Here is a 22,958-nt window from a genome sequence, read left to right as displayed (position 1 = left end):
GAGCGCTCACGCCGGCGCCGTCTGCGCGCTTCTCCGCCGCCAGCGCCGGATCAGCGGCGGCGCGATCGCCAGAATCGCCGCAAGGGCCAAGAGCGGTCCGGCGGGCGTGCTGGTGAAGAAGACAGTCCAGTCGTCTTGCGAGATCTGCATGGCGCGGCGGAAATGCTGCTCGGCCATCGGCCCGAGCACCAGACCCACCACCATCGGCGCGATGGGGAAATCCAGACGCCGCATGGCGAATCCCATCAAGCCGACGACCAGCATGAAGATCACGTCGTTGAGCGAGCGCGAAGCGCCGTAAACGCCGAGCGTCGCGAAGACGAGGATCCCCGCGTAAAGGAAAGGCCGCGGAATGTAAAGTAGACGCGCCCAGAGCCCCGCCATCGGCAGATTCAGCAAAAGCAGCATGAGATTGCCGAGCAACAGGCTCGCGATGAGGCTCCAGACGAGGGTCGAATCCCCGCTGAAGAGCGTCGGGCCGGGCTGAAGGCCATATTGCTGGAAAGCCGCCAGCAGAATGGCCGCCGTGGCCGAAGTCGGCAGACCCAGCGCCAGAAGCGGCGCCATGACGCCCGCCACCGCCGCGTTATTGGCGGCCTCGGGGCCCGCCACGCCTTCGATGGCGCCCTCTCCGAACTCCTCGGGATGGTCCGAAAGCTTGCGTTCGAGGGAATAGGACAGGAAGGTCGGGATCTCGGCGCCGCCCGCAGGCAGAGCCCCGAAGGGAAAGCCGATGGCCGCGCCGCGCAGCCAAGGCTTCCACGAACGCCGGACGTCCTCGCGGGTCATGAGCACGCGGCCCTTCAGCGGCGTGATCTCCTCCGAGCGCGCCTTGGGATCCGCCGCCAGAGACAAAGCCTCGGCCACCGCGAAAAGCGAGACGATCACCACCACCACGCCGATTCCATTCATCAGCGAGGGCTCGCCGAAGGCGTAGCGGGCCTGTCCGGACTGGCCGTCGATGCCCACCAGCGCGATGGCCACGCCCATCAGCAGCGAGAGCAGCCCCGCCAGCACCGAGCGTCCCAAAAGGCAGGAGACCGAGACGAAGGCCAGAATCGCCAGAGCGAAATAATCCGCCGGGCTGATCTTCACCGCCCATTCGACCATGGTCGGCGCGAAGGCCGCCAGCAGGAGCGTGCCGATGCAGCCCGCGACGAAGCTGCCGATGGCCGCCGTGGCCAAAGCCGCCGGAGCCCGGCCTTTGCGGGCCATCTTATTGCCGTCGATGGCGGTGACCAGCGAGCCGGATTCGCCCGGCGTGTTGATGAGGATCGCCGTGGTCGAGCCGCCGTACATGGCGCCGTAATAGACGCCGCCGAAGATGATGAAGGCCGCCGCCGGGTCCATTTTGGTGGTGACGGGCAGCAAAAGCGCGATGGTCAGGGCCGGGCCGATCCCCGGCAGCACCCCGATCAGCGTGCCGAGCGTCACGCCCACCAGAGACCACATCAGGTTGATCGGCTGAAAGACGACCGCGAAGCCATGCGCCAGATTGGTCAGAAGATCCATGGGAAGGCTCCTGAGACGCTTTCGGGGCGCCTCATGTCTGGAGGAGTTCGCGAAAAGGCGGCCTTTATTCCGTCGCGCTTTCACGACGCGAAACCTGATCGGTTTCGCTGGAAAGCGCTCTAAGGACGCCAGCCGAAGAAGTTCAAAGCGCCGCGCAAAGGCTCGTTGCGGAAGACGTCGCCCACCGGCAGGCGCAGGCCCAGCCATTGCGTGAAGACGTAATAGACGATCAGAGCCACGATCAGCCCCACGCCGAAAGCCTGCAAGGGCCTGCGCGCGCCGAAGGCCATGGCCACGATTCCGAACATGGCCGTCTCGGCGATGATGAAGCCCAGACGCGGCAGCAGCAGGATGAACAGGACCAAAGACCCGAGCGTCAGGCCGAAGGCTTTATAATCGAAGGGGCCGGGGCGCTCTTCTTCGGGGAAGGCGGTCGGATTCAGCGTTTCGTTCACCGCGAAGAGCAGGCCCAGCGCCGCCAGCGCCAAACCCGTCATCTGCGGGAAGATCCGCGGGCCGGAGAGCGTCGAAAGGCTCGGCGGCTGACGGATGTCGAAGGAATAGGCGTAAAAGAAGACGCCGACGGCGGCGGCGAAAAGGCCGGCTCCGGCGCGGGCGGTCAGGCGCATGGGAGAATCCTCAGATCTGGAGGCGCGGCGCGCAAAAGCGGAGGAGCGCGCGGCCCCTCCGCCTCGAAACGTCACTCGACGAGGCCGATGTCCTTCAGGGTCTGGACCACGCGGGCGTCGTCCTCCTTGAGGAATTCGGCGAAGGCGTCGCCCGAAAGATAGGCGTCGGTCCAGCCGCGATCCGAGAGGATCTTCCTCCAAGCCTCGGTGGCGGCCATGGCGTCGAGCGTGGCGAGCAGCGCGGCGCGCTCCTCGTCGTCGATCCCCGGCGAGCCCACCACGCCGCGCCAGTTGCCCAGCACCACGTCCACGCCGCTTTCGGCCAGCGTCGGGGCCTCGACGCCCTCGATCTGCTCGTCGGAGGAGACCGCGAGGAAGCGCAGCTTGCCGCTGTTGGCCTGCTCGACGAATTCGCCGACGCCCGAGACGCCGACCGTCACATGGCCGCCGAGGATCGAGGCGAGGGCCTCGCCGCCGCCGGAATGGGCGACGTAGTTCAGCTTGGAGGTGTCGGCGCCCACGGCCTTCATCACGAGGCCCGCGAGAATATGGTCCGTGCCGCCCGCCGAGCCGCCGCCCCAGGAGACCGAAGCCGGATCGGCCTTCAGCTTCTCGACCAGCTCGCCGATGGTCTTCAGCGGCGAATCGGCGGGAACCACCAGCCCCTCATATTCCGAGGTCAGGCGGGCGAGGGGGGTGGTGCTCTCCAGCGTCACCGGAGAATTATTGGTCAGGATGGCGCCGGTCATCACGAGGCCCATGACCAGCATGGCGTCGGGCTCGCCGGGGCGCGAGGCGAATTGCGCGAGGCCGATGGTGCCGCCCGCGCCCGCGACGTTGTCCACCTCGACCGAGCGGGCGAGCTTCTCGCCTTGCAGAACTTCGGCCATGGCGCGGCCGGTCTGATCCCAGCCGCCGCCCGGATTGGCGGGAACCATGATCGAGAGATCTTCGGCGGCGAAGGCGGCGCCCGTCGCGAAGACGAGGCTGAAAGCGGCGGCCGCGACGGCCCCGCGCAGAGAACGGAGATTCGACATCAGGCGTCATCCTCCCAAGGATGCGTTTTTTGAATTTGGCGGCGAAGAGGCCGAAGCCGCGCGCCAGTTCTTCAGCCTGAGACGATTTTCCCAATCAGGTCAAGGTTAATCCTTGGTTGACGCGGGGAGAGGCGCGGCGCCCCGGCTTCAGGGAGGCGCCGCGCAGGCTTCGCGCGCAGGCGAGGGCTCAGGAGCCGCGCAGGCTCATGAGATAGGCGGCTATGGCCTCGCGATCCTCCGGCGTGAGCTTGCTCGTGTTCTCGCGCACGACGAGATCCATCCCGCGGGCGAGTTCGTCGCCGTCGGGGGTCATGCCGTATTCGAGCGCGAAGACGAGATCCTCAGGCTCCCAGCCGCCGAGATCCGCGCCCCGGATTCCCGGCACGCGCCGCCCGTCCGGGCCTGCGGGGGTTCCGGCCATCCAAGTCTCGGGGCGGATGGCGCCCGCGAAATTGCGGTCGCTATGGCATTCGGCGCAATGGCCGGGGCCTTCCGCCAGATAGGCGCCGCGCCGGGCCGCGGCCGAAGCGGCGACGGGCAGACGGCTGTCCGGCGTCGGATCGAAGAAGGCCAGCTTCCAGAGCGCCAGTCCGGGCCGCACCGAGAAGGGAAAGCCCAATTGATGCGGCTGATTGGCCCGCGCCACCGGCTCCAGAGAATCCAGATGGGCCTTGAGGTCGAGCAGATCCTCATTGGTCATCCGGGCGTAGGAGGCGTAGGGGAAGGCCGGATAGAGATGCCGTCCCTTCGGATCTATCCCGAGAGTCATGGCGCGGATGAAGTCTTCGCCGCTCCAGCCGCCGATTCCGGTTTCGCGGTCCGGCGTGATGTTGGGGACGAGGAAGCTTCCGAAAGGCGAGGCCAATTCATGGCCGCCCGCCGGAGCCCCGTCCTCGCGGCCCGGCGTGGCGTGGCAGGAGGCGCAGCCTCCCGCCGCATAAAGATAGGCGCCGCGTTCGGCGCTCGGCGCGAAGCCTGCGGGCGTCGTGGCGGCGCGCGACCAGACCAGTCCCGGCGCGAAGGCCGGGACGGCCAGAGCCGCCCCGACCGCCGCCGCGAGGACCAGCCCGCCCTTCAGAGCGCGCCGGAGGAGGCCCGCCATCAGTTCTTCGGCTGGCGATAGGTCTGATGACAAGCGCCGCAGGTCGGGCGCAGCTCGGCGAAGGCGGCGGAGATCGCGGCCTGATCCCCGCCTTCGGCGGCCTGCTCAAGCCCATGGGCGGCCTTCTGGAATTTCTCCAGCGCGGCGGAGAAGCCTTCGGAATCCGACCAGATCGTCGGCAAGGCGTAGCTCTCCGGCAGATCGGAGATCGAGGAGCCCGCCGGGAAGAACGCGGCCAGCTTGGCGCCTTCCTCGCTCATGGTCTTGGCGGCCGCCTGAAGCGCCGCCGCCGGAACCGTCTGGCCCGCCGCCAGAGGCGCTAAAGCGCGATTGGCGCCGCCGATGGCCTTCATCGCCGCGACGCGCGCCTTGAGCGCCTCGGCGGGCGCGAGCGCCGGAGTCTCGGCGGCCTCCTGGGCGGCGAGCGGCGAAAGGGCGAAGAAGGCGGAAAGCGCGGCGGCGGTCCCAAGGGGGATCAAGCGGCTGAGCGTCATGGGGCAAGCTCCTGTGAGGCCTGGCGAAGGCCGCCAAGCTAGCACAAGCCCCGGTCGAAGCGGGCTTCACGATCCCGCAAGGAGCCGCATCGAAAGACGAGGCCGCCGCCTCGGAAAAAGGCGGCGGCCCCTGAAATTCGGCTCGGGAAGGCTCAGTCCTCGGCGGCGAAGACCTGCGCCTGAGCGATCCAGCGATAGCGGATCACCCGGCCCCGCAGGCCCAGACGCCAGTCGAGCCAAGCGGCTTCGGCGGGCGACATCTCGGCGATCTGGTCGAAGTAATAGATCCCCAATTCGTGGAGCTGCTCCTCCAGCTTATAGGCCACGCCCCGGATGCGCTTGAGATCGTCCGGCTCGCCGCGGTTCGCGGAGGGCAGAGCGCCTGCGAAGCCTTCGAGCCCTTCGAAATTTTCGCCGCTGTCGATCAGGCGCAGGGCCTCGGCCTCGACTTGGGTCAGCTCCGCCGAGACGGTCTTGGGCGCGGGCTTGGGCGCGGCGGGCGTCTCGCCCACCTCCGCGAAGATGGATTTCTTCGGGGCGGCGGAGGCCGCGCCGGAGCTCGCGACGCCCTTAAGCCGTGCGAATTCGCGGGCCTGAGGCACCCAGCGGTCGCGGAGGATGCGGCCGGGGAATTCTTCGAGCTGGCCGTCGATCCACGCGATGTCGCGGGGGGTGAAGGCGGCGAGCTGCTCGAAGTAATAGATCCCGTTCTCATGGAGCAGGCCTTCGAGCTTCGGCCCGACGCCGCGGATGAGCTTCAGATCGTCCGGCGCCTCGCCCGCGCGGGGCGCGGAGAGCAGCAGCGTCGGGCGCGAGAAGTCGCGGGCGCCGGAGCGGATCAGCTCCTGAGCTTCGCGCTCTTCGTCGGTGAAGGGATGGGCCTCCTCCTCGGCCTCGGCGGCTTCGGCGGCGGGGCGCTCGACGTAGCGGATCACCTCGCGGATTTCGGTGCGGATCTCCGTTCCGCCTTCGCCTTGGGCTTTCAGCTCGGCGATGCGGTCATGAGCCTTGCGCAGATCCAGACGCAGGGCGTCGAGTTCGGCGGAGGTCTCGGAATTGAGCGAGGCGAAGCCCAGAGCGCCGCCCGCCGCTCCGCCGTTTGAGGCGCTCGCCTCCAGCTCGGAGACGCGGCCGCGCGCCGAACGCAGCTGAGATTGCAGCAATTCGATTTCGGAGGAGGATGAGGAGGCCCCCGCCTCCAGACGCGCGATGCGGATGCGCAGGGCGTCGGATTCGCTTTCAGCGGCGGGCTCCGCGACGGAGGCGGCGGCCGCAGCCTCGGCCTCGGCGAGGCGCAGGCGGAGCCGGCCGAGCTCCTCGTCGACGGCGCGCTTGGCCCCGGTCAGAGAGGCGAGTTCGCCATGCAGGCGGCGGAATTCGGCTTCGGATTCGGTCTTCGCCTCGGAGGAGCCGCTTTCCAGATCGGCGAATTTGGTCTTCCAGAGCGTCGCCTCTTCGGAGGCCCCGCCCTCCAGCTCGCCGATGCGGCCTTGAGCCGCCGTCAGTTCGCCGCGCAGACGCGCCAATTCGGCCTCGGTCTCGCTTTGGGCGCCGGAGAGCTTCAACTCCCAAGCGGCTTTCTCCTCGGCGCCTTGGGCGTCGAGATCGCGCAGCTTCAGCCGGGCGGCCTCCAGCTCGGCGCGCAGGGAATCGAGCAGCGCGGAGGAATCGGCGGAGCCCGCTTCAAGCTCGACCAGCTTGACGCGCGAGGCTTCGGCGGCCTGAGTCCCGGCCTGCTCGGCCTCGGCGAGGCGCAGGCGGAGCTGGCCGATCTCTTCGTCGGCGGCGCGCTTGGCCCCGGTCAGAGAGGCCAATTCGCCATGCAGGCGACGGAATTCGGCTTCGGATTCGGTCGCGGCCTCGGAGGAGCCGGTCTGAAGATCGGCGAATTTGAGCTCCCAAGCGGCTTTCTCCTCGGCGCCTTGGGCGTCGAGGTCGCGCAGCTTCAGCCGGGCGGCCTCCAGCTCGGCGCGCAGGGAGTCGAGCAGCGCGGAGGAATCGGCGGAGCCCGCTTCAAGCTCGACCAGCTTGACGCGCGAGGCTTCGGCGGCCTGAGTCCCGGCCTGCTCGGCCTCGGCGAGGCGCAGACGGAGCTGGCCGATCTCTTCGTCGGCGGCGCGCTTGGCTCCGGTCAGAGAGGCCAATTCGCCATGCAGGCGGCGGAATTCGGCTTCGGATTCGATCTTCGCCTCGGAGGATCCCCCTTCCAGATCGGCGAATTTGACCCGCCAGCCCTCGACTTCCCGGGCCTCGCGGGCTTCGACCTCGTCCACCCGGCCCAAAGCCGCCTCAAGCTCGCGGCGCAGACGATCAAGCTCGGTCTTCGCCTGAAGGGCGCCTTCCTCGTCGGCCTGATTGGTCTCGACCAGCGTCTTGACCTCGCCTTCGAGGGCGGCGGCCTTCTCCTTGGCGGCCTGAGCCTCGGCCTCCAGCTCGACGAGCCGGGCGCGGGCGGCGGTCAGCTCGCTTTCGGCGGGCAGGGCTTCGGCCTGCGCCGCGTTGAGGGCGGCCTCCGCGTCGGCGAGGCGGTTGCGGGTCGCGAAGAGTTCGGCGCGCAGGGCCTCAAGATCGGAACCCGCCGCGCCCGAGGCCGCGAAGCCCAGAACGCCCGAGCCCGAAGGCTCTTCGCCGTCCTCGGAGATGCGCGAGAGGCGGGCGCGGGCTTCTTCAAGCTCGGCGCGCAGCGAGGCGAAGGCGGCGGGCGTCGCGCGCTCCGCAGAGGCCCCGACACCGGTCCCGGCGTCGGCTTCTTCGTCGCCTTCGCGCCAGACGTAGCGCACGACCTCGCGGGCCTCTCCGGCGAGCCGGTCCTCCAGATCCACGATGCGGGCGCGGGCCGCCGCCAGATCGGCGAGCAGGCTCTCCTCGCCCCGGGCGAGGCTGGCGCTGGCTTCGGGGCTCAGAAGGCGCGCGGCCTCCTCGACTTCGGAGGCGTTTTCAAGCTCGGCGATGCGGGCGCGGGCCTCCTCCAGATCCTGACGCAGGCCCCAAGCCTCCGAATCGGCGCTGGACCGCAGGTCTTCGGCGCCGTCCTTCGCGGCCTCTTCGGCGGCGGAGAGTTCGGCGCGGAGCTTCTCCAGCTCGGCGTAGGCGGATTCGGCGTTGACCCGGCCCTCTTCGGCGCGGGTGCGCCAGAGGACCAGATCCGTCGCTTCGCCCTCAAGCTCGGCGATGCGGGCGCGGGCGGCCAGAAGCTCGCCGGAGGGCTCGCCCTCCACGCTTGCGGAGCCGTCGAAATCCGCGCCGCCCAAGAAGCGGGCGCGCAAGGCGTCGCCTTCCTCGGCCTTCAGCCGCAGGGCGTCGCGCTCCTGAGCCAGAGCGTCGCGCTCGGCCAGAAGCAGGCCGTAACGCGCGTCGTCGCCGAGGCGGACCGGATTCCCATGGGCGTCGATCTCGACGTCATGAGCATGGGCCGAATGGCCGGATCCCCCGTCGCCGTGATGGCCGCCGTTATGGGCGCCTGCGCCGCAGCGGAAGCCCTCGCGGCTCCAGAACCGGCTTAAGAGCCAGCCCAAGATGCCTGCGCCGAGGATCACAAGCAGAATCCAGAAGAGAGTGGCGACCAATTGGGACATTGCGCGGCTCCAGCCCTTAACCAAACCTTCGCGGCGCGCTCCAGCCGCCGCCCCCTGAAATCCCGCCGCGCGCCTGAACGCGCCGCGCCGGATTCCTCGCGCCCCGCAGGAAGGGCGGGCGATCCTCCGACCGCCGCCGTTCATCTTGACGCGTTTCGAAACATAACAGAAGCAGGAATGAGGGAAAAGCCGAAGCCTTAAAAGCTTTTCTCGCCTCGTGCGCGAGAATGAGGGCGCGATCCATATCCGGAAGTTGCGTCAGGAGGGCTCAGGCGGCGCGTTCGGCCCGCGCCGCCAGCCGCAGACGGGCCGGAGGCAAGGGGTCGCCCGCTCCCTGACGTCCCGCCCAGAGTCCGAGGAAATGGCCCGTCAGACGCAGGGCGTCGCGCAATTCGGCCGGAGAAGCCTCCGGCAGGCCGTCCCGCAAAAAGACAGGCAGAGGCAAAAGCTTCTCCGCCCAAGGCGCGCCCAGAGCGCGGTCGGCGGCGCGTCCGCTGCGCGGCGAGACCCAGCCGAGATCCGTCGCCGGCCCCCCGAGGGCGCAGCGCGTGAAGTCCAGTCCGAAGCCGATTTCGGCCAGAAGCCGCAGCTCCCAATGGGCGTAGGCGGCGCGGCGGCGCGGCGGATCGGGCAGGGCGGCGAGAAGCTCCAAGGCTCCGGCGTGGATTCCCGGCGCGGGCTCGCGTTCGGGCAGATGCCGCAGACAGAGCGCGCAAAGGGCGCTCAGCATGGCCAGAGCCTCGCCGTCGTCGAGGGCGCGGGCGGCGGGGCTCGCGAGGGATTCGGCGCGGAAGCTCCCAAGCTGGTCCTCCAGCCGCGCCCGCCAGACGAGGTCCAGCAGATCGCCCGGCTGAAGCGAGGCGCGTTTCCGGCTTCCGCCGCCATGGAGATAGCCGCGCCAGCGGCCATGTCCGGCGGTGAGGACGTCGAGCAGAGCATGGCCCTCGCCATGGCGCGCGAGCCCGAGCGCGATTCCCGCGTCGCGCCATTCCACGGCTTCAGCCCGCCTTGACCTGAAGAGGCGCCGCCGCAGGCGCGGGCGGCTGAAGCTCCGGCGCGACGGGAGAAGGACAGAAAGGCCGCGCGATCCAGTCGGGCGAGTCCTTCAGCCTTTCATTGAGCAGATCGATGAAGCGCCGGACTTTGGGCGCCAGATGCCGCGCATGGGGATAAATCGTATAGACGGCGGAATCATAGGCGTGGTTCTCGGCGAAAAGCTCGACGAGGGTTCCCGCCGCCAGATCCGCCGCGATGACGAAATCCGGGATCAGCGCCACGCCCAGCCCCTCCAGAGCCATGCCCCGCGCCGAGGCCGCGCTGTTGACCGCCGCCCGCCCGTTGACGTTGACCGTCAGAGGCTCGCCGTTGGCGCGGTAACGCCAGGTGCGGGGCGTGCGCCCGTTGAGGTCGATGACGCAATCATGATCGCGCAGATCGCGGGGATGATGGGGCGTCCCGCGACGGCCCAGATAGGCCGGAGAAGCGCAGGTCACATGACGCACCGGACGAATCTTGCGGGCGATCAGGCTGGAGTCGGGAGGCTCGGCGATGCGCACCGCGAGGTCGAAGCCCTCCTCGACCAGCGAGACGAAGCGGTCCGCGAGGATCAATTCCACGGTGGTCTCGGGGTAAAGCTCCAGATAGCGCCGCACCACCGGCGCCACGAACATGTCGCCGAAGACCTGCGGCGCGGTCAGACGCAGGCGTCCGCGCGGCTCGGTCTGGCGCTCCTGAGCGGCGGATTCCAGATCCTCGATGTCGGTCAGGATGCGCGCGACGCGCTCATAATAGGCCTGCCCGAACTCGGTGAGGCTCACCGAGCGGGTGGTGCGGTTGAGCAACCGCACGCCTAATCTGCCCTCAAGCTGGCTGACCTGCTTGCTGACGACGCCTTTAGTCAGGCGCAACTGCTCCGCCGCTGCGGTGAAGGACCCGGCCTCCACGACGGCGGCGAAGGCGCGCATGGTCTGGAGATTGTCCATCCGCCTCTTTTCCCTGATGGAGGAACAGTCTACGATCTCGGCGCGCGAGGGGAAAGCCCCTCCGGAGCGCCCGAAGGCCGCAGATCCGCGAGAAGCCATGTCTCCGAAGGCTCAAAAGACCATTCTGATCACCGGCTGCTCCTCGGGGATCGGCGCCGCGAGCGCGGCCGCGCTCCGGAATCGGGGATGGCGCGTGGTCGCCGCCTGCCGCAAGCCCGAGGACGTCGCGCGCAAACAGGCCGAAGGCTATGCTTCGGTCCGCATCGATTATGAGGATTCCGCCAGCGTCGAAGCGGGTCATCGCGAGGCTCTGGAGCTTCTCGGCGGGCGGTTGGACGCGCTCTTCAACAACGGGGCCTACGCCATTCCCGGCATGGTCGAGGATCTCCCCCGCGAGGCTCTGGAGGCGATCTTCGCCGCCAATCTCTTCGGGCCGCATCAGCTCGCGCGGCTGGCGCTGAAGACCATGCGCGCCCAAGACGAGGGCCGGGGGGCGGGGCGGATCGTGCAATGCTCTTCGGTGCTGGGATTCGCGGCGGCGCGGGCGCGCGGCGCCTATAACTCCACGAAATTCGCCCTCGAAGGGCTGACGGACACTCTGCGGCTCGAATTGCGCGGAAGCCCGATCAAGGCGATTCTGATCGAGCCCGGCCCCATCGCGACGCCTTTCCGGGCGAACGCCGCTCTGCAATACGCCCGCTGGATCAAACCCTTGACGCCGGACTCCTTTTGGCGCGAGCTTTACGCGAAGCAAGTCGAGCCTCGTCTGCGCGGCGAAGGGGAGAAGGACCGCTGGGAGCTCGGCCCCGAGGCGGTGGCCGAAATCCTCTTGCGGGCTCTGGAGGCGCGCGAGCCCAGGGCGCGCTATCGCGTCACCTTCCCGACGAAGGCGGCGGCGGTCATGAAGAGGCTCTTGCCGCAAAAGGCCTTCGACGCCGTTTTGGCGAAGGCGTGATCCTTGGAGCGTTTTCCGATCCCGCCGGATCGTTCAAACGCTCCAAGTTCAAGTTTCTGTTTGGTCGCATTTTCGCGACGCGAAGCCCTCCGGCTTCGCTGAAAAACGCTCTGGGGAGGGAAAGCCCATGCAGGCTGTGATGATCGTCGTGGCCCCGGCTTTGGCGCTGGCCACGCTCTTCGTGTTGATCAAGGGAATCCTCGGCGTGGGCGCGGGCAAAGGCGACATCGAGCGCGCCCGGGCCTCGAACCGGCTGATGCGCTGGCGCGTCGGGCTTCAGTTCGGGGCGGTGATCGCCTTCCTGATTCTCTACGCCCTGCTGAGAGGAGGACGCTGAAGATGGTGGTTCTGAACCGCATCTACACCCGCACCGGAGACAAGGGCGAAACCGCGCTCAGCGACGGCTCGCGGCGGCCCAAGCACGACCTGCGCGTCGAGGCCTATGGCTGCGTCGACGAGGCCAATTCGGCGCTCGGGCTGGCGCGGCTCCATGCTGAAGGCGAAATGGACGCCGCGCTCGGACGCATTCAGAACGAGCTTTTCGACCTCGGGGCGGATCTCTCGCGGCCGAACATGGAGAAGGACTCCGAGGAGAAATATGCGCCTCTGCGCATGATTCCCTCCCAGACCGAGCGTCTGGAGCGGGAGATCGACGCCATGAACAAGGCGCTCGCGCCTTTGCGCAGCTTCGTTCTGCCCGGCGGATCGGCTTTGGCGGCCTATCTGCACCTCGGCCGGACCATGGCCCGCCGCGCCGAGCGCCGCGCCACGGAGCTCGCCGCGCGCGAAGACGTGAACCCCGCCGCGATCACCTATCTCAACCGGCTTTCGGACTGGCTCTTCGTGGCCTCCCGCGCGGCGAATCAAAACGGCGCGGGCGACGTGCTGTGGGTTCCGGGCGGCACGCGCTGAACTCCGGAGCCTTCAGGCGAATCAAAACCCCGGCGTCTTGCGGCGCCGGGGTTTTTTCAGGTCGGGCTTGAAGGCCGCTCGGCTCAGATGGCGCCGACGGCGGCGGTGAAGCCGCGCAGCGAGAGCGGAATCTCGATGGTGTTGCGCGGATTGATCGCCACGATCACCGTGACGGTGGCGCCGCGCTTGAGCGTGTCGATGATCTGATCGGTCAGCGGCGCCCGCACCGAGCAGCCCAGCGGAACGCAGGAGTAGAAGGGCGCGACGATGGGCTCGTTCTGGTCGATGCGCAGCCCGAGCCCTTCCGGCAGGAAGACGCCCAGCGGCACGAAGATCTCGGCGAAGGCGGGCAGCGGCTGGCCGGTGGTGGGGCTGGTCGCGCGGGGCTTGGAGACCTTGAAGATGACGTCCGGCGAGCCTTCTTCATTGCGGTGGATCTGGGTCATGAGGCAGGCGTTCGCCGCGTCGCAAAGCACCTCCCAATCGCCGTGATTCGCGCGAAGGCTCAATTCGCCGCCTCCGGAGACGGCGCTGGCGGCGGCGGCCGTGCCGACTCCGGGCGCGGCCATGGGCGCCGGAGAAATCGCGATGGGCGCGGTCGAGGTCGTCGGGGCCGTCGTCGCGAAAGGCGCGGCGCTGGGCGGATCATAGGTCACGCCCGGCGTTTGCGCGAAAGCCGTCGCGCCCCAGAGGGCGGCCGCCGAAGCCGCCGTCAGAATCCGTAGAGATGCGTTCACCTTAAACAACTCCGTCATGCCATCCCCCCGAATTCCCGGTCCCCGCAGGAATTTCACGGGGGATTGGATAGCGCGACGCTGTAAGCAACGCAACAGAAGGGCGTGGTCCTCCGGGCGTTCTTATGGAGAGAAGATCCTCCGCGGAGGCGATTCGGGCGGGAATCAGCCCCAGGCTTCGGCGGCCAGCGCCTCCGAGAGCCAGATCAGGCGTCCCCGGGCGTCCGGACTGGCGTCCGGACCGGCCTCCGCCGCGGCGGCGCGTCCGGCGGCAGGGCGGGTTTCCGCTCCGGCCTGCGTCCGGATTCCCCGCTTGGGCGGCGAAAGCCGCGCCGGACGGGCGGTCATGGGCTCCGGAGTCCGAACCGCGGCGGCCTCCTCGCGGCCGCTGAGCAGCCCGTCGAGCCGCGCCGCGCGCTCATAAAGCCGCGCCGCCCGCGCGCCGACGCCTTTAAGACGCTCGAGCGCGGGCTCTTCGGCCTCCTCCTTGGGGCGCGGCGGCGGCAGGATGGGCGAGAGTCCGGGCCGGGATCTGGCGGCGGGCTCGCTGCGCATGGCGGCCAGCCAGACGCCCACCGCCGCGAGGAATCCCATGGCGCGCAGCCCTTCGCGGGCCGCTTCGGGATGATCGGCGGCGAGGAACCATTCGGCCTGCGCCTCTTCAAGAAGGTCGTCGGCCTCGCGGAGCATGCAGTCGAACACCCGCGCGCCTGCGTCTTGCGCCTCTGACGAGGCGTCGGGACCATGGCCCATGTCGCGTTTTCCCCCAATCCGGCGGCCGCCTGACCCGAAGCCGGTCGGCCGCTTTCGACGAAACTCTAGGTCTTCGGGCTTTATAAAAGCTTGGCGCGGGGCTCAGGCCAAGCCACGTAATCGCTAAAATTCTCGTGAAAACACGATGTTAGCCATATACGAGAAACGGCTTTCCCCAGCTTTCCGGCTTTGGGCGCCTTCTCAGGACGCGGCGGCTCTGGACGGCGCCGGGCGAAAACGGCTAGGGGATGGAGAAATCAGATAAGGATCTCCCATGCGCCCCTCCGGCCGCGCCCTCGACCAGCTCCGCGACGTGACCCTCAAGCCCGACGTGAGCCTGCACGCCGAAGGCTCCTGCCTCGTGAGCTTCGGACGGACTCAAGTCCTCTGCACCGCGACCTTCGAAGAGCGCGCGCCGCCATGGCTGAAGGGCTCGGGCAAGGGCTGGGTCACCGCCGAATACGGCATGCTCCCCCGCGCCACCAACAGCCGCACCCGCCGCGAGGCCAAACATGGCGGCCAGACGGGCCGCTCTCAGGAGATTCAACGCCTGATCGGCCGCGCTTTGCGGGCCGGGGTGGATCTCCACGCCTTGGGCGAAAAGCAGATCGTCGTGGACTGCGACGTGCTTCAGGCCGACGGCGGCACCCGCACGGCGGCGATCACCGGCGGCTTCGTGGCGCTCTGGCGGGCCTGCGCCAAGCTGAAGAAGGCCGGGACTCTGGCGCTCTGGCCGATCCGGACCCATGTGGCGGCGGTCTCCTGCGGCGTCTACGCCGGGCGGACGGTGCTGGATCTCGATTACGCCGAGGATTCGGTCGCCGGCGCCGACGGCAATTTCGTGCTGACCGGCGAGGGCGCCCTCGTCGAGGCCCAAGCCAGCGCCGAGGGCGAAGCTTTCTCCGAGGAGCAGTTTCAGGAGATGCTGCGGCTGGCCCGCAAGGGAATCGGCGAATTGGTCGATCTGCAGAAGCAAGCTCTGGGAGTCTCCTGATGGCGCGGCGCTGGAGCGGCGGCAAGCTGGTCGTGGCGAGCCATAACGCGGGCAAGCTCCGCGAGATCGCCGCTTTGCTCGCGCCTTACGGCGTGGAGGCGGTTTCGGCGGGCGAACTCGGCCTGCCCGAGCCTGAGGAGACCGAAACCAGCTTCATCGGCAACGCCCGGCTCAAGGCCAAGGCCGCCGCCGAGGCTTCGGGGCTTCCGGCTCTGGCCGATGATTCGGGGCTTTCGGTCGCGGCGCTCGACGGAGCGCCGGGGATCTACTCCGCCCGCTGGGCGGGGCCGGACAAGGATTTCGGCTTCGCCATGAAGCGGGTCTGGTCCGAGCTTGAGGCCAAACAGGCCCCCGAGCCCCGAAAGGGCGCCTTTCATTGCGCCCTCGCTCTGGTCTGGCCGGACGGCGAGGAGGCGATCTTCGAGGGGATCGTCGAGGGCGATCTCCTCTGGCCGCCGCGCGGGACGCGCGGATTCGGCTATGATCCGATGTTCCTCCCCGAGGGGGAAGCCGAGACCTATGGCGAGATGGAGCCGGAGCGCAAACACGCCTCCAGCCATCGCGCCCGCGCTTTTCGTCAGCTTGTCGCAGCCTGTTTCGAGGATTGAAGCCCATCATGGCCTCTACGCGTCGTCTCATCTCCTCCGGATCGCCTTTCGAATCCCAGCTCGGCTATTCCCGCGCCGTGGTTCAGGGCGATTGGGCCTTCGTCTCGGGCACCACCGGCTATGCGAACGGCGTCATGCCTGAGAGCGCCGCCGAACAGGCGCGCAACGCCCTCGCGGTGATCGGCAAGGCGCTGGCCGAGGCCGGATTCGGCTTCGGGCATGTGGTCCGCGCGACCTACATCGTCACGGATGCGGCCTATGTCGCCGAGATCACGCCCGAGCTGGGCGCGGTCTTCAGCGAGATCCGTCCCGCCGCGACCATGGTCGTCGCCGGGCTGATCAAACCGGAGATGAAGGTCGAGATCGAGGTGACGGCCTTTAAAGGCTGACGTCCGGAGCGAAAACAAAGGGGGAGGAAGACCATGAGCGCCGAAGTCCGTGTGGAGCGCCGCGGCCCGCTGGGCCTGCTGATCCTCGACGCGCCGCAGAGGCTCAACGCCCTGAGTCCCGGCATGTGCGAGATCGTCGGCGACGCGCTCGGCCGCTGGAGCCGGGACGAGGAGGTCAAGGCCGTCGTGATCAAAAGCGCGGGCGGCCGGGCCTTCTGCGCGGGCGGCGACGTGCGGGCGGTGGCCGAGCTGCGCCGGGAAGGCCGGGTCGAGGAGGCCATGCGCTTCTTCGCCACGGAATACCGCATGAACTGGCGGATCTTCCGCTTCTCCAAGCCCTATATCGCCTTCCTCGACGGCGTGACCATGGGCGGCGGCTTCGGGATTTCGGCTCATGGCCGCTATCGGGTGGCGACGGAGAAAGTCCTCTTCGCCATGCCCGAAACCGGGATCGGCTTTTATCCCGACGTCGGCGCGACCTATGTTCTGCCGCGCCTGCCGGGCGAGGCGGGGGCCTATCTCGGCCTGACCGGCGCCCGCATCGGCTGGGAGGACATGCTGGGCCTCGGACTGGCCACGCACACCGTGCGTTCGGAGCGGCTGGAGGCTCTGGAGACGGCGCTGGCTCAGGCCGATTACTCCGAGGGCGAAGAGGAGGCGGTGGAGAAGATCCTCGAATCCTTCCATCAGCCCCCGGAGACTCCGGCTCCGGTGGTGGAGCGCCGCCATGAGGTCGACGAGATCTTCGCCGGGGATTCCGTCGAGGAGATTCTGAAGCGCCTGAGCGCTTCGCCGCAGGATTGGGCGAAAGAGGCCCTCGCCGCCATGGAGCGCGCCGCGCCGCTGAGTCTGCGCGTGACGCTCCAGCAGATGCGCGAGGGGGCGGGGCTCGATTTCGACGCCGCCATGCGCCGCGAATTCCGCCTGACCTGGCGCATGCTGGAGGGTCAGACCTTCCTCGAAGGCGTGCGGGCTCTGCTGATCGACAAGGATAAATCGCCGAAATGGGAGCCTCCGACCCTCGCGGGGGCGACGGCGCAGATGGCGGCGGCTCTGGCGGAGCCTCTGGGGCCGGGCAAGGAGTTGCCGCTCGACTGGGCGGATCCGACCGCCTCATGGCCTGAAGTTCTGGGCTAAGGCGAGGAGGCGAGACCGCCTCTTGCATCCCCTGCGGAATCATGGATCGCTTCTCCCTTCTGACATAAGGGAGAAGCGAGATGCCTTTAGAGCAATGGTTGGCCTTCGCGGCCGCCTCCGCGGTCATGCTGGCCATTCCCGGCCCGACGATTCTGCTGGTGGTCTCTTATGCGCTCGGCCATGGCCGCAAGGCGGCGAAGGCTTCGGTGGCGGGAGTCGCCTTAGGCGACTTCACCGCCATGACGGCCTCCATGCTCGGGCTCGGGGCCTTGCTGGCCGCCTCGGCGGGGCTCTTCACGGCGCTGAAATGGATCGGCGCGGCCTATCTGATCTATCTGGGCGTGAAGCTCTGGCGGGCGCCGGTCTCGGGGGGCGAGGCGGTCGCGGAGCGGGAGGCCGCGCAGGAATCTTCTCTGAAGATCTTCGCGCATCTTTATCTGGTGACGGCGCTGAATCCGAAAAGCCTGTTGTTCTTCATGGCTTTCCTGCCGCAGTTCCTCAACCCCGCCGCGCCGCTCTGGCCGCAGCTGCTCATCTTCGAGGCGACCTTCCTCTGTCTGGCGACTCTGAACGCCCTGCTTTACGCCTTGGCGGCCGCGAAGGCGCGCGGCTCCATCCGCAAGCCGGGAGTCCAGCTGGCGGCGAACCGGATCGGCGGCTCTCTGCTGATCGGCGCCGGAGTTCTGGCCGCAGGCTGGCGGCGCGGCGCGCCTTAAAAGGCTTCAGCGCCCGAAGCGCCCGAACTCCGCGCGGGTCTCTAAAGCGCCCAGCGCCCCTTCCGCCAGCTCCACCCCGAGCCGCCGCCCGAGGAAGCCCCGACGCGTCGGATTCGCCAGCCGCAAGCGCGGCTCCGCCCCGAGCTTCTCGCGCAGAACCGGCGCCATATGGCCGATGCCGTCGATCAGCCCGATGCGCAGCGCGTCCGGAGAAGTCCAGACCTCGCCCTCGAAGAGATTGGGCGTCTGCTCGTCGAGGCGGCCCGCCCGCCGCGCCTTCACCCAGCCGATGAAGCCGGAATGAATGTCGGAGAGCAGACGCTCCGCCCGCTCGCGGTCTTCGGGACGGGCGGGGCGGAAGGGATCCATGAGGTCTTTATTCTCGCCCGCCCGATAGACGCGGCGCTCGACGCCGAGCTTCTCCAGAGCCTCGGGAAAGCCGAAACCCGCCATGATCGCTCCAATGGAGCCGATCAGCGAATAGCGGTCGGCCCAAATCTCGTCGGCCGAGACCGCCAGCATATAGCCGCCCGAAGCCGCCACATCCTCGCAGAAGGCGAAGACCTTGATCCCCTTCTCGTCGGCGCGGCGGCGGACGTCCTCGGCGATGAGGGCGCTTTGCGTCGGCGAGCCGCCCGGCGAATTGATCGCCAGAGCCACGGCGGCGGGCTTGCCGGAGAAGGCGCGCTCTATGGCCGGGGCGAGGCTTGCATGATTCAGCGTCGGGCCGGAGCCGATCCCGCCGGAATTCGCCGCGATGGCGCCTTGCAGCCGGATCACCGGAACCAAGGGGCCGGGCGAGAGGATGCGCTTTTTGAAACGCTGGAATCTTTCCGCGAGGGACATATGAGGCTCCTGATCCTGAAGATCAGCAGATAGGCGCCGCGCCGCGCCCCCGCAATCGCCCCCTTGGCGGAGCCTCCCGTTTCTGACGCGGTTTTGAGCCTTCCCGCCGCGCAAGAGCTTTTGATCCGGCCGCATTTTCACGACGCGAAGCCTTTCGGCTTCGCTGGAAAATGCTCTTGTTTCGTGGTCGCATTTTCACGACGCGAAGCCCTTCGGCTTCGCTGGAAAATGCTCGGGGGAGGCTCTACAAGCAAGGCGGGGGATTTTTCCCCCGCGCCAGCCTTGAAGATGAGAGTCCTTCGCCATGACCGCCGAAACCGCTTCCGAGCCTCACCGTTACGATCCCCGTCAGGCGGAGCCGAAATGGCGCAAGCTTTGGGAGGAATCGGAGGTCTTCAAGGCGCCCTTCAAGCCCGGCGCGAAGAAGCGCTACGTCTTGGAGATGTTCCCTTATCCCTCGGGGCGCATCCACATCGGCCATGTGCGCAATTACTCGATGGGCGATCTCGTGGCGCGGGTGGCGCGGGCTCAGGGCTATGACGTGCTGCATCCCATGGGCTGGGATTCCTTCGGCCTGCCCGCCGAAAACGCCGCCATCGAGCGCGGGATCCATCCGGCGGTCTGGACGCGCCAGAACATCGCCGACATGCGCGAGCAGATGAAGCCTCTGGGCTTCGCGCTGGACTGGACGCGCGAATTCGCGACCTCCGATCCGGAATATTACGGCGCGCAGCAGGCGCTTTTCATCGACATGCTCAAAGCGGGGCTGCTGGAGCGCAAGGGCTCGGTGGTGAACTGGGATCCCATCGACAACACCGTGCTCGCCAATGAGCAGGTGGTGGACGGGCGCGGATGGCGCTCGGGCGCCGAGGTCGAGAAGAAAGAACTGATTCAATGGTTCTTCAAGATCTCGGACATGGCCGAGGATCTCTTGGCGGGGCTGGACGAACTCCCGAACTGGCCGGAGAAGGTCCGGCTGATGCAGAAGAACTGGATCGGGCGCTCCGAGGGGCTTCAGGCGCGCTTCGCGCTCAAGCCCGATCCGCGCACGCAAGCCCGCGAGCTGGAGATCTACACCACCCGCCCGGACACCCTCTTCGGCGCGAGCTTCTGCGCGATCAGCGCGGATCATCCTCTGGCGGCGGAATTGGCGAAGGATTCCCCGGAGCTGCAAGCCTTCATCGCGGAATGCCGCAAGGGCGGCGCCGCCGAGGAGGAGATCGAGACCGCCGAGAAGCTCGGCTACGACACCGGGCTGAAGGCGGTCCATCCTCTGGATCCCGATTGGCTCCTGCCGGTCTATGTGGCGAATTTCGTGCTGATGAATTACGGAACCGGCGCGATCTTCGCTTGCCCGGCCCATGATCAGCGCGACCTTGATTTCGCCCGCAAATACGGCCTTCCGGTGACGCGGGTCGTGGCGCCCGAGGGAACCCCGCCCGAAGCTCCCATCGGCGACGAGGCTTACACCGGGCCGGGGCGTCTGGTGAATTCGCGCTTCCTCGACGGCATGGAGATCGAGCAGGCCAAGGCCGTCGTCAACGACCGCATGGAGGCTGAGGGCCGGGGCGAGCGCAAAGTGCGTTATCGTCTGAGGAATTGGGGCGTGTCGCGCCAACGCTATTGGGGCTGCCCGATTCCGGTGATCCATTGCGAGGATTGCGGCGTGGTCCCGGCCTCGAAGGCGGAATTGCCGATCCGGCTGCCTGAGGACGCCGATTTCAGCAAGCCGGGCAATCCTCTGGATCGCCATCCGACGTGGAAATTCGTGGATTGCCCGAAATGCGGCGCTCCGGCGCGGCGCGAGACGGACACCATGGACACCTTCGTCGACTCAAGCTGGTATTACGCCCGCTTCTGCTCGCCCCACGCCAAGGAGCCCCTCGACCGCGAGGCCGTGGCCGCCTGGATGCCGGTGGATCAATATATCGGCGGCGTGGAGCATGCGATCTTGCATCTGCTTTATTCGCGCTTCTTCGCCCGGGCGATGATCCAAGTGGGCTGGCTGCCGCCCGAGGCCCGCGAGCCTTTCAAGGCGCTCTTCACGCAGGGCATGGTGACCCACGCCACCTATCAGGACGAGGCGGGCCGCTATCTCTTCCCCGAAGAGGTGGAGCTTTCCCCCCAAGGCGCGAATCAAGGCGCGAAGGTCAAAGCCACGGGCGCCCCGGCCAAGATCGGCCCGGTGATCAAGATGTCCAAATCCAAGAAGAACGTGGTCGATCCCATGGAGATCGTCGCGCGCTTCGGGGCGGACGTCGCGCGCTGGTTCGTGCTGTCGGATTCGCCCCCGGAGCGCGACGTGGAATGGACCGACGCGGGCGCCGAAGGCGCTTCGCGGCATTTGCAGCGGGTTTGGCGTCTGGCTCAGGAGGCGATCCCCGATCTGCCGCCCGCCGGAGCGCCCATCCCCGAGGGTCTCGACGAGCCGAGCATGGAGCTGCGCCGCACGGCCCATAAGGTCGCGGCGGGCGCCACCGAGGACATCGCCGAATTCCGCTTCAACCGGGCTCTGGCGCGGTTCTACGAATTGGTCAACGCCATAGCCGCCGGCCGGAGCGCCCATCCCGCCGCCCGCCGCGAGGCTCTGGAGGTTCTGGCCAAGCTGATGAACCCCGTGACGCCCCATTTCGCCGAAGAGCTTTGGGAATCTCTGGGCCATCAGGAGATGCTCGCCCGCACGCCTTGGCCGGAGGCCGATCCGGCCTTGCTCACCGACGCGGCGGTGGTGATCGGCGTTCAGGTCAACGGCAAGCGGCGCGGCGAGATCCGCCTCGCCCCCGACGCCGCGCAGGCCGAAGCCGAAGCCGCCGCCCTCGCGGATGAGGGCGTGGCCCGCGCCATCGAAGGAAAGCCCTTCCGAAAGGTGATCTATGTGCCCGGCAAGATCCTCAACCTCGTGGTCTAGAGCGCAATCCGGAAAATTGCAGATTTTTCGGATGAATTGCGCGACCACAAAAAAGGCTGGAGCCGTTCACGGCTTCAGCCCCTCGCGCCGGGCGGCCTTCGGGCTGCTCGGCGCGGCCCTGCTCGCGGGTTGCGGCGGGCCGGGGGGATTCCGGCCGCTTTACGGCTCCGGCGCGGGAGCGGGCGGCTCTCTGATGAACCAAGTGCGGCTCGCGCCCGCCGCGCGGGGAGACTTGCCGGATCGTCTGAACCGGGCTCTGGCGCGGAGCTTCGGCGCGCCCTTCCCCGAGGCTCCGCTTTTGCTGGAGACCACGCCCGCCGCCGTGAGGCGCGGTCTGGCCGTCGGGCAGGACGACGCCGTGACGCGCTATAACCTCGACCTCGTGGTGAGCTACCGCCTCAAACGTGGCGAGGCCCTGCTCGCTTCGGGCGAGGTGGAGACCATCGCCGCCGTGAACGCGGTGGCCTCGCAATACGCCACCCTCGTCTCCGAACGCGAGAGCTTGGGCCGCGCCGCCGAGGACGCCGCCGACAAGATCTTCAAACGCCTCGCCGTCGAGGCTCAGCCGGAGTGGTGGGGGCCGTGAAGCTTTCGGCCTCCGAATGGAGCAGGCGCCGGGCGGATCCGCGCAAGGCGGGCCTGCGGGCCGTGCTCTTCCATGGCCCCGACGGCGGCCTGACGGCTCAGGCCCGCGGCGAGGCGCTCAAGGCGATCCTCGGCGCCGCCACGGACGACCCTTTCCGCCGCTCCGACGTTCCGGCGGAGGCTCTGCGCAAGACTCCGGCGCTTCTGGCCGACGAATGCGCGGCCCTCGCCTTCGGCGGCGGTTCGCGGGCGGTGACGCTCGACAACGCCACCGACGGCCTCGCCGGGACCGTCTCCGACGCTCTGGGGCTGATCGCGGAGGAGACTTTCCTCATCGTCACGGCGGGGAGCCTCACGGGCGCCTCCAAGCTGAAGAAGCTCTTCGAGGGCGCCAAGGAGGCGGGGGCTCTGGCGCTTTATCCCGCCGAGGGCGCGGCTCTGGGAGATCTGGCGGCGGAGGAGATCCGGCGCTTGGGCGGGCCGGACTCCTCGCGCGAGACGCGGGCGGCTTTGGCTCAGGCTCTGGGCGGCGCGAGCCATGGCGAGGCGATGCGCTTCGCCGAGATCCTCGCGCTTTATAAGCAAGGCGAGGATTCGCCTCTGACGCCTGAAGACGTGGCGGCTCTGGCCCCCGGCGCGGCGGAGGCGGGCGCCGACGACCTCGCCATGGCTCTGGCCGAGGGCAAGGCGGGCGAGGTTCCGCGCCTGCTGGACGGCTTCGCGGCTCAGGGCGGGACGCCCGCTCAGGCTTTGCGGGCGGCGATCCGGCATTTCACGCGGCTGCGCTCGGCGCAGGCTTTGGCCGAGCGCGAGGGAATCCCCGTGGATTCGGCTCTGGACCGGCTGCGGCCTCCGGTCTTCTTCAAGATCAAACCGGCGATGGCCTCTCAGGCGCGGGGCTGGCCGCCTCAGGCTCTGGAGGCGGCGCTGATGGGGCTGGCCGAGGCCGAAGCCGCCTCGCGGCGCGGCGGACGCAAGCCCGAAGAGACCATGATCGCGCGGGCTTTGCTGCGGGCGGCCTCTCTGCGGCGGCGGTGAAGCCCGGTCTTGCCAATTTTTAACGCAGTTCACGAAACGGGGCGGCCTATGA

22 protein-coding genes are annotated in these 22,958 nt (G+C 68.3%); 11 read left to right on the top strand and 11 right to left on the bottom strand.

From position 1 onward, the window contains the following. Positions 1 to 6 precede the first annotated feature (6 nt). The 8 genes from B161_RS0100760 to B161_RS16105 all read right to left on the bottom strand — a co-directional run bounded on the left by B161_RS0100760 (position 7) and on the right by B161_RS16105 (position 10,331). Positions 7 to 1,512, bottom strand: coding sequence for a tripartite tricarboxylate transporter permease (locus tag B161_RS0100760; protein ID WP_018631434.1), 1,506 nt, complete (start codon positions 1,510 to 1,512; stop codon positions 7 to 9). Between the two features lie 119 nt (positions 1,513 to 1,631). Continuing rightward, positions 1,632 to 2,141 carry a tripartite tricarboxylate transporter TctB family protein gene (locus B161_RS18415; RefSeq protein WP_018631433.1) on the bottom strand — a complete coding sequence of 170 codons (510 nt, stop codon included), beginning with the start codon at positions 2,139 to 2,141 and terminating at the stop codon, positions 1,632 to 1,634. Positions 2,142 to 2,212: 71 nt separating this feature from the next. After that, the gene (locus tag B161_RS0100750) at positions 2,213 to 3,178 is read right to left on the bottom strand and encodes a Bug family tripartite tricarboxylate transporter substrate binding protein (protein ID WP_018631432.1); all 966 of its coding nucleotides are present in this window, start codon (positions 3,176 to 3,178) and stop codon (positions 2,213 to 2,215) included. Between the two features lie 187 nt (positions 3,179 to 3,365). Then, entirely contained in the window at positions 3,366 to 4,280 is a 915-nt protein-coding gene (locus B161_RS0100745; protein ID WP_018631431.1) for a cytochrome c, read from the bottom strand. Beyond that, positions 4,280 to 4,774 carry a c-type cytochrome gene (locus tag B161_RS16110; RefSeq protein WP_018631430.1) on the bottom strand — a complete coding sequence of 165 codons (495 nt, stop codon included), beginning with the start codon at positions 4,772 to 4,774 and terminating at the stop codon, positions 4,280 to 4,282. Before B161_RS16110 ends, B161_RS0100745 begins: the two co-directional genes overlap by 1 nt. Before the next feature lie 152 nt (positions 4,775 to 4,926). Continuing rightward, positions 4,927 to 8,349 carry a hypothetical protein gene (locus tag B161_RS0100735; protein ID WP_020607766.1) on the bottom strand — a complete coding sequence of 1,141 codons (3,423 nt, stop codon included), beginning with the start codon at positions 8,347 to 8,349 and terminating at the stop codon, positions 4,927 to 4,929. Positions 8,350 to 8,617: 268 nt separating this feature from the next. Next, positions 8,618 to 9,343 carry a DNA repair protein RecO gene (recO, locus tag B161_RS0100730; protein WP_018631429.1) on the bottom strand — a complete coding sequence of 242 codons (726 nt, stop codon included), beginning with the start codon at positions 9,341 to 9,343 and terminating at the stop codon, positions 8,618 to 8,620. 4 nt (positions 9,344 to 9,347) lie between these two features. Beyond that, a complete protein-coding gene (locus B161_RS16105) occupies positions 9,348 to 10,331 on the bottom strand; it encodes a LysR family transcriptional regulator (RefSeq protein WP_018631428.1) in 984 nt (327 codons plus the stop codon). Between the two features lie 97 nt (positions 10,332 to 10,428). On the opposite strand from B161_RS16105, the gene B161_RS0100720 reads away from it, so the two are divergent. The 3 genes from B161_RS0100720 (at position 10,429) to B161_RS0100710 (ending at position 12,198) form a co-directional block, all read left to right on the top strand. Then, on the top strand, positions 10,429 to 11,286 hold the full coding sequence (locus B161_RS0100720; protein WP_018631427.1) for an SDR family NAD(P)-dependent oxidoreductase: 858 nt from the start codon (positions 10,429 to 10,431) through the stop codon (positions 11,284 to 11,286). A 127-nt stretch (positions 11,287 to 11,413) separates the two neighbouring features. Then, positions 11,414 to 11,623: an HIG1 domain-containing protein gene (locus B161_RS0100715; protein WP_018631426.1), complete on the top strand. Its 210-nt coding sequence runs from the start codon at positions 11,414 to 11,416 to the stop codon at positions 11,621 to 11,623. Positions 11,624 to 11,625: 2 nt separating this feature from the next. Continuing rightward, complete coding sequence (locus B161_RS0100710) at positions 11,626 to 12,198, top strand: cob(I)yrinic acid a,c-diamide adenosyltransferase (protein WP_018631425.1); 573 nt, start codon at positions 11,626 to 11,628, stop codon at positions 12,196 to 12,198. A gap of 83 nt (positions 12,199 to 12,281) precedes the next feature. On the opposite strand, the gene B161_RS0100705 is transcribed toward B161_RS0100710, so the two are convergent. Next, on the bottom strand, positions 12,282 to 12,953 hold the full coding sequence (locus B161_RS0100705; protein WP_018631424.1) for an invasion associated locus B family protein: 672 nt from the start codon (positions 12,951 to 12,953) through the stop codon (positions 12,282 to 12,284). A 144-nt stretch (positions 12,954 to 13,097) separates the two neighbouring features. After that, positions 13,098 to 13,685: a hypothetical protein gene (locus B161_RS0100700; protein ID WP_018631423.1), complete on the bottom strand. Its 588-nt coding sequence runs from the start codon at positions 13,683 to 13,685 to the stop codon at positions 13,098 to 13,100. Between the two features lie 274 nt (positions 13,686 to 13,959). Here B161_RS0100700 and rph point away from each other — a divergent pair, with 274 nt between their 5' ends. The 5 genes from rph (at position 13,960) to B161_RS0100675 (ending at position 17,529) form a co-directional block, all read left to right on the top strand. Then, entirely contained in the window at positions 13,960 to 14,679 is a 720-nt protein-coding gene (gene rph / locus B161_RS0100695) for a ribonuclease PH (protein WP_018631422.1), read from the top strand. Next, a complete protein-coding gene (gene rdgB / locus B161_RS0100690; RefSeq protein ID WP_018631421.1) occupies positions 14,679 to 15,287 on the top strand; it encodes an RdgB/HAM1 family non-canonical purine NTP pyrophosphatase in 609 nt (202 codons plus the stop codon). The genes rph and rdgB overlap by 1 nt, the downstream gene beginning before the upstream one ends. Positions 15,288 to 15,295: 8 nt before the next feature. After that, positions 15,296 to 15,676 (top strand): RidA family protein, encoded by a 381-nt coding sequence (locus B161_RS0100685; RefSeq protein ID WP_018631420.1) that lies wholly within the window; start codon positions 15,296 to 15,298, stop codon positions 15,674 to 15,676. Positions 15,677 to 15,709: 33 nt separating this feature from the next. Beyond that, the gene (locus tag B161_RS16100) at positions 15,710 to 16,813 is read left to right on the top strand and encodes an enoyl-CoA hydratase/isomerase family protein (protein ID WP_018631419.1); all 1,104 of its coding nucleotides are present in this window, start codon (positions 15,710 to 15,712) and stop codon (positions 16,811 to 16,813) included. An 80-nt stretch (positions 16,814 to 16,893) separates the two neighbouring features. After that, positions 16,894 to 17,529, top strand: a complete 636-nt coding sequence (locus tag B161_RS0100675) for a LysE family translocator (RefSeq protein WP_018631418.1) — start codon at positions 16,894 to 16,896, stop codon at positions 17,527 to 17,529. Between the two features lie 6 nt (positions 17,530 to 17,535). On the opposite strand, the gene B161_RS0100670 is transcribed toward B161_RS0100675, so the two are convergent. Further along, on the bottom strand, positions 17,536 to 18,375 hold the full coding sequence (locus B161_RS0100670; protein WP_018631417.1) for a S49 family peptidase: 840 nt from the start codon (positions 18,373 to 18,375) through the stop codon (positions 17,536 to 17,538). A gap of 304 nt (positions 18,376 to 18,679) precedes the next feature. Here B161_RS0100670 and leuS point away from each other — a divergent pair, with 304 nt between their 5' ends. Genes leuS through holA form a run of 3 tightly spaced genes read left to right on the top strand, consistent with a single transcriptional unit; the run spans position 18,680 to position 22,906 of the window. Beyond that, positions 18,680 to 21,283, top strand: a complete 2,604-nt coding sequence (leuS, locus tag B161_RS0100665) for a leucine--tRNA ligase (protein WP_018631416.1) — start codon at positions 18,680 to 18,682, stop codon at positions 21,281 to 21,283. Positions 21,284 to 21,314: 31 nt separating this feature from the next. After that, on the top strand, positions 21,315 to 21,869 hold the full coding sequence (gene lptE, locus B161_RS0100660) for an LPS assembly lipoprotein LptE (protein ID WP_018631415.1): 555 nt from the start codon (positions 21,315 to 21,317) through the stop codon (positions 21,867 to 21,869). Continuing rightward, positions 21,866 to 22,906 carry a DNA polymerase III subunit delta gene (gene holA, locus B161_RS16095; RefSeq protein WP_157755500.1) on the top strand — a complete coding sequence of 347 codons (1,041 nt, stop codon included), beginning with the start codon at positions 21,866 to 21,868 and terminating at the stop codon, positions 22,904 to 22,906. Before lptE ends, holA begins: the two co-directional genes overlap by 4 nt. The last annotated feature ends 52 nt before the right edge of the window (positions 22,907 to 22,958 follow it).

Origin of the sequence: Neomegalonema perideroedes DSM 15528, from assembly GCF_000374145.1 — a bacterium.
Lineage (GTDB): Bacteria > Pseudomonadota > Alphaproteobacteria > Rhodobacterales > Rhodobacteraceae > Neomegalonema > Neomegalonema perideroedes.
This window is presented reverse-complemented; position numbering and strand designations above follow the sequence as displayed.